The organism is Acidobacteriota bacterium, assembly GCA_018001935.1.
Taxonomy (GTDB): Bacteria; Acidobacteriota; JAAYUB01; order JAAYUB01; family JAAYUB01; genus JAGNHB01.
Window position 1 is genome coordinate 42,727 of the sequence record JAGNHB010000043.1, and the last position, 6,436, is coordinate 49,162.

Annotated in this window: 5 protein-coding genes; all 5 read left to right on the top strand. The window is 67.0% G+C overall.

The features are described 5' to 3' along the window. Nucleotides 1-162: 162 nt before the first annotated feature. On the top strand, nt 163-828 hold the full coding sequence (locus KA419_15070; GenBank protein MBP7867257.1) for a hypothetical protein: 666 nt from the start codon (nt 163-165) through the stop codon (nt 826-828). Between the two features lie 204 nt (nt 829-1,032). Beyond that, on the top strand, nt 1,033-1,695 hold the full coding sequence (locus KA419_15075; GenBank protein MBP7867258.1) for a hypothetical protein: 663 nt from the start codon (nt 1,033-1,035) through the stop codon (nt 1,693-1,695). A gap of 199 nt (nt 1,696-1,894) precedes the next feature. Then, on the top strand, nt 1,895-3,034 hold the full coding sequence (locus KA419_15080) for a radical SAM protein (GenBank protein MBP7867259.1): 1,140 nt from the start codon (nt 1,895-1,897) through the stop codon (nt 3,032-3,034). Nucleotides 3,035-3,414: 380 nt separating this feature from the next. After that, nucleotides 3,415-5,904, top strand: a complete 2,490-nt coding sequence (locus KA419_15085; GenBank protein ID MBP7867260.1) for a hypothetical protein — start codon at nt 3,415-3,417, stop codon at nt 5,902-5,904. A 188-nt stretch (nt 5,905-6,092) separates the two neighbouring features. Beyond that, a partial coding sequence (locus tag KA419_15090) for a GxxExxY protein (protein MBP7867261.1) occupies nt 6,093-6,436 on the top strand: 344 nt, incomplete at its 3' end.

Sequence of the window (6,436 nt, forward strand, 5' to 3'; positions counted from 1 at the left end):
GGAGAGACCTTCCGGAGTATCTCTCTCACAGGCAAGGAGAAGAGGCGCCTCCGATTATGGTCAACGGGCCACATCCCTGATCGGCCCGCAGGGATTTTCCCTTGACGCCCCCGCGGCGGCGCGATAAGGTAAGTGAAGATCCGTTCTTCCGCGAGGTGCTTCATGGCGTGGATCCTGTCGCTGGTGTCCCTGGCCCTCCTGGTGTTCTTCCTCCTGCTCCCCGCCTGCCGGGGTGCCGGAAAGGATTCCGGAAACCCGCCCGCCCTGCCCGGTGCCGCGCCCCAGGCGGGAAAGATCGCGGGCGCGCCAGCCCCGGCCACGGGCGGCCTCACCCGGGAGCAGATCGCCGAAAAGCTCCGGACGCTGCGCCAGTCCCCAAAACCCGCCGACCTCAAGATGGGCGCCATGTGCTACGAGATGGCGGCCCCGCCCGACCGGGCCGAGTACGTCTGCCCCGTCTGTCACGAGAAGACCCTCTACGCGGTCAAGGAGGGGGGCGCCAGCTACACGGAGATCGACACCGTCCTCCACGAACTCGACGGCTGCCGGCGCCTGGCCAAGAACCTGCCCGGCCTCGCGGCGTCCATCGACGAGCGGGAGTTCTGCCGGAAGTGCTCGCCGAAGCTCGAGCACCCGGCGATGATCCTGGTCTTCCGCCTCGCGGGGGAGACCTCCGAACGGCGCTTCCGCGGCATCAGCCCCGAGGACCTGACCATCCTGGCGGCCTTCCTGGCGGGGAAGGACCGCTACGATGACGGCCCGACGGGGGAGGTGGCCATCCGGGACTGCGCGGCGCGGATCGAGGAGATTCTGATGAAAGGCCAGTAGAAACCGGGCGCGGCGTTTTTGGCGATAACGAGAGGCGGAGGAAATGGGAGTAATGGGAAGAATGGGAATTATGGGAATTATGGGAGTAATGGGAATGCCTGGAAGCAGGAGATCTTCTCGGTGATGACTCCCAGAACTCCCATAATTCCCATTCTTCTCATTCTTCTCATTTTCTGACACCCCACCACCCTGGAGGTATTCTTCATGCTGTGGCTTGTTTCCATGGCCGTAGCGGCGATCTTCTTCCTTTTCCTCTTCTTCCCCTCCTGCAAGGCGGCGGGCCACGGCGGGGCGCCCGCCGGCCCCGGCGACCCCGGGCCCGGCGTCGCGGGGGAGCCGGGCGGCGGGCAAACGGCGGCCCCCGTGACCGGGAAACTGACCCGCGCGGAGATCGAGGCCCGGCTCCGAAAGCTGGCTGAAAGCCCCCCGCCGAAGAACCTGGGGATGGGAGCCGAGTGCTACAAAATGGCCTCGCCGCCCGCGCGGGTGGAGTACGTCTGCCCGGCCTGCGGCCAGCGGACCCTCTACGCGGAGAGCGAGGGCGTCCCCTGGGCGGTGATGCAGGCCGTCCGGGGCGGCATCGAGGCCTGCCGGCGGCAGGTCGGCGACATCGGCGGCATCCGCTTCACCCTGGACGAGCACGCGTTCTGCCGGAAGTGCGCCCCCGGGGTCAAGGAGCCGGCCCTGGTGCTGGTGTTCCGCCTGCAGGGCGAATCCGGGGACCGGCGCGTCCCGAACGTGACCCCCGAGGACCTGCGGCTCCTCCGCGAATTCCTCGCCGGCAAGGACCGCCACCAGGGCGACAACGACGCCGAGACCCCGCTGCTCGACCACGTCGACCGCCTGCGGGAGATCCTGGTGAAATGACCCGAACCGGGAACAGCGACCCAGCAGGAGGCCTCACGCAAAGGCGCCAAGGCGCAAAGCCTTGCAAAGGAAGGCTGCAGATCATGGGAGGGTTCCCGGTGGCCGAACCCCGCTACCAATCTTCGACCCCTATGGCGGGGCCGGGAACGCCAAGGGCAAGGCTTTCGTCTCACGCTGTCAGGCAATCAAGAGGTCGCCGATGACGATTCAGAACGACAAAACATACGGGGCCGACCCCTCCCCCGCGCCGCTCACCAGCTGCCTGGCGCCTTCGTTCCTGCCGGCCACGGCGGTCCTTGAGATGACCTACCGGTGCAACCACGCCTGCCTCTTCTGCTCCTGCCCGTGGTTCGCCCCCGGCGGCGCCTACGACGTCCGCCCCGAGCTGGACCCCGAGGCGTGGAAGGCCCTCGTCGCCCGGCTCTGCCGCCTCGGCGTGATGAACCTCGCCTTCACCGGCGGCGAGCCCCTGCTCAAGGAAGGCCTCCGGGAGGTCCTGGCGTTCGCCGCCGGCTGCCCGGCCGTCCACGTGGAGACCCGGGACGGGGCCCTGGTGACGGAGGAGAAGCCTCCCAAAGTCCACCTCCTCACCAACGGGAAGCTCCTCACCGACGCGTGGCTGGACTTCTGCGCCGACCGCGGCATCCACGTGGGGATCAGCCTCCCGGGTCTCTCCACCTTCGCCGAGCACACCGCCGGCGGCGACGTCGCCCGGACCGCCGCCCTCTTCGCGAAGACCCGGGAGCGCGGCATTTCCTCCCACGCCGGCGTCACCGTGACCCGGCGCAACCTCCCCGAACTCTACGAGACCCTGGCGGAGTGCCTCCTGAGCGGGGCGGACAGCCTCCTCCTCAACCGCTTCCTGCCGGGGGGCCGCGGCCTGGCGAACGCCGAGGCGCTCTCCCTGGACGCGGACGGCATCCGCCAGATGCTGGAGATCGCCGAGGACGTCCTGGCCGCCGCGGGCCGCTCCGGGAACACCGGCACCGAGATCCCCCTCTGCCTCGTCGACCCCGCCCGCTACCCCCACGTGAAGGTGGGTGTCCGCTGTTCCGCCGCCCTCGACTTCTTCGCCGTGGACCCGTCGGGATACCTCCGGGTCTGCAACCACTCCCCCGTCCGCCTGGCTCATGCCGATCATCTGGATAGCGTCAAGGACCACCCCTGGTGGCGCCGCTTCGTACTGCGGGACTACCTCCCCGCCGCCTGCGCCCCCTGCCCCGACGCCGGCCGTTGCGACGCCGGCTGCCGCGAGGCCGCCCACATCGCCCGCGGGGCCGTCGACGCCCTCGACCCCGTCCTCGCCGACCCGCCGCCGGGCGTCTCCAAAACCCCATGAATTTCACGGAATAGCCTCTCGCAAAGGCGCCAAGACGCCAAGCCTCGCCAAGAAGGGTACAAATCTGACAACCTCTTCACAATCGCGAGAGGATATCGCGTCGCCCTGGTGAACATAACATCCCTGTTTTACAGAATTTCCTTGCGAGGCTTTGCGCCTTCGCGTCTTTGCGTGAGACGGGGAAGGACGACCTCTGTTTGTTCCCGGATTGCGAACAGTGTTCGTGCGGTTCGTGGTTTTTATCCGGTTGAGAAGAAATGAATCCCCGGACGAATTCGTTGCATCGAAGGGGGGCTGACGCTATACTGCGATCGCTCCCCGGGGTTTGTCCGTCGATGTAACGCCCCGGAGGTCCGATAAATACCACCCGGGAGGCCCTTATGGAATCGAGTGCGCCCGCCTTCACACCCCGCGAGATCCACGGCCGGCCGTCCAACGAGCGGTCGGCCTACTTCAAGAAGCGCTACCTCGAGGCGCCCCTCCGGGTGGACATCGAGTACATCCGCGCCCTCACGGACTCCCACAAGCTCACGGACGGGATGCACCCCCTCGAGCGCCGGGCGGAAAACCACGCCGCGGCGCTGGAGAAGATCACCCCCGTCATCCACGAGCGGGACACCCTGGCGGCCAACAAGACCCGCTTCATCCGGGGGGCGATCCCCTACACCAACTACGCCGCGGGGCCTTTTCTCAACGAGATCCGCCGGGAGGAGCAGGACGCCCAGCAGCACCACGCGACCCAGGGGACGGGCGGCGGGATCGAGCGGACCCGCCGGGAAGCCGCCGAACGCGGGGAGGTGGTGGTCTCCGGGAAGTTCCTGATCTCCCGTGACGAGTACGAGGACTTCAAGGACATTTGCGCCTACTGGGAAGACAAGAGCATGATGGCCCAGGGGGACCGCCTCTGGAAGACCGACTTTCCCCACGCGGACTTCATCCGGAAGGGCTGGAACATCGGCCTCTACACCGCCCCGCACGAGCCCTGCCCCGAGGGACGGCTGATCCTCGACTTCGAGACCGCCGTCGCCAAGGGCTACCGGCGCATCATCGAGGAGATCGACGCGCGGATCCGGGACTTCCGCCCGGCCGGGCCGCAAGACGGCGACCGCCTCGCCTTCTGGCGCGGGGCAAAACGGGTCCTTCAGGGCGCCCTGGCCTTCGCCGGGCACTACGCCGAGGAAGCCGAGCGCCTCGCGGCCCGGGAGAAGGCGCCGGGGCGCAAGGCCGAGCTGCTGACCCTGGCCGAGACCTGCCGGCGCGTCCCCGCGGAGCCGCCGCGGAGCTTCCGGGAGGCGGTCCAGTCCTACTGGTTCACTTACCTGCTGGGCCACCTCGAGGGCTCCCACCTGGGGTACTCCCCCGGCCGGGTGGACATGACCCTTTTCCCCTACTACGACGCCGACCCCGCCGTCACCTTCGACGAGGCGGTGGCCCTGTTCGAGGAACTCTTCGTCAAGATGACCCAGATCGAGTACATCGCCAGCCTGAGCTGGCAGGGGCTCGGCCACGGGAACCTCTACCAGAACCTGATCCTGGGCGGCGTGGGCGCCGATGGCCTGCCCGCGGACAACGAACTCTCCCTCGCCATCCTCCAGGCCCAGATCAACATGCAGATGACCCAGCCCACCCTCTCGGTCTGGTATGACGAGCAGCTTTCGGAGAGGTTCCTGCTCAAGGCGGCAGAGTGCGTCAAGACGGGCGTGGGCTACCCCGCCTTCTTCAACCAGAAAACGTACGTCGCCCACGAGATGAACCTGGGCGGCTTCCCCGTGGAGGTCGTCCGCAAGCACGCCGCCATGGGCGGGTGCACGGAGCCCACGCTCGCCGGCCTCTCCTACGGCGTGGTCCAGGCGGGCTTCGTCAACCACGGGAAGGTCCTCGACCTCGCCCTCAACGGCGGCGTCGACCCCAAGACCGGCACCCGCCTGGCGGAACCCCGCGAGCTGGCCACCTTCGAGGACGTGAAGACCTACTACCAGGCCATCCTCCACGACGCCATCCGCCACTGGCAGCAGTACTGGAACTACGCCATGGCGGCCCACCAGTGGACCGTGCCGCTGGTCTTCTGCTCGGTCTTCGTGCAGGACTGCCTCGAGACGGGCTTCGACATGGACCGCGGCGGCGCCCGGAACAACCGGACCCCCACCACCCTCTCCTCGGGCCTCGTGAACACCGCCAACTCCCTGGCGGCCATCCGCAAGCTCTGCTTCGAGGACGGCGCCTGCTCGCTGGAGGACGTCCGCAAGGCCGTGGCCGCCAACTGGGCCGGCTACGAGGACCTGCGGAAGAAGGCCCTCGCCGCGCCCCACTGGGGCAACGACGAGGACGCGGTGGACCGCCTCTTCCTCGACCTGTTCGACGACTACTGCCGCTGGGTCCGGGGGCAGGACAACTACCTCGGCCAGCCCTACGACCCCTCCATGCTGGCCATCTCCACGCCGGTGCCGTTCGGGCGGGTCTGCTGCGCCTTCCCCGACGGCCGCCGCGACGGCGAGCCGCTGGCGGACGGCGTCACCTCCCCCTTCCCCGGCACGGACGTCAAGGGGCCGACGGCGGTGATCCGCTCGTCGTCCAAGGTGGACCACACCCGCATCCGCGGCGGGCTCCTCAACCTGAAATTCCACCCCACGGCCCTCGCCGGCGAGCGCGGCTCGCGCAACCTGCTGGCCCTCATCCGGACCTACTTCGAGGGGCCGGGGTTCCACGTGCAGTTCAACGTGGTGGACTCGCAGATGCTGCGCGACGCCCAGGAGCACCCCGAGAACTACCGCGACCTGGTGGTGCGCGTGGCCGGCTTCTCCGCCTACTGGGTGGAGATGAGCCGCGCCCTCCAGGACCAGGTCATCTGGCGCACGGAGCACGAGATCTAGCGAACCCGGCCTCGCGCAAAGACGCCAAGACGCCAAGCCTCGCAAAGGAGCTTTTTCAGGAAGGGATTTCAGGATCGCAAAGGTTATATGAGGTTCTTTCACGATCGGTGAATTCTACCGGATCTGCGGTCAGGCATATTTGTGCTATTCTTTGCGAGGCTTGGCGGCTTGGCGACTTTGCGTGAGGCATGAAACGCCACGCAACTCCCGCCTCGCGCAAAGTCGCCAAGGCGCAAAGCCTCGCAAAGGAGGGCCCCTTTACGGAGAACGAGATTGCATCCGTTATCGTCGATGTCGCCTATCAAATCCATGTCAAACTTGGGCCGGGTCTGCTCGAATCGGTCTACGAGATTATTCTGGCTCATGAGCTTCGATCGAGAGATCTCAAGGTCGAGCGGCAATCTCCTATCCCTACAACGTCACATGAGGATAAACAGCTGTTGAATAAATCAGGGCACTTCAATTATAATACCTCCAGTCCAAGGGGAGGAGGTAACCGAAGTGCTGCCCGAAATCAGAACCGAACCCGACT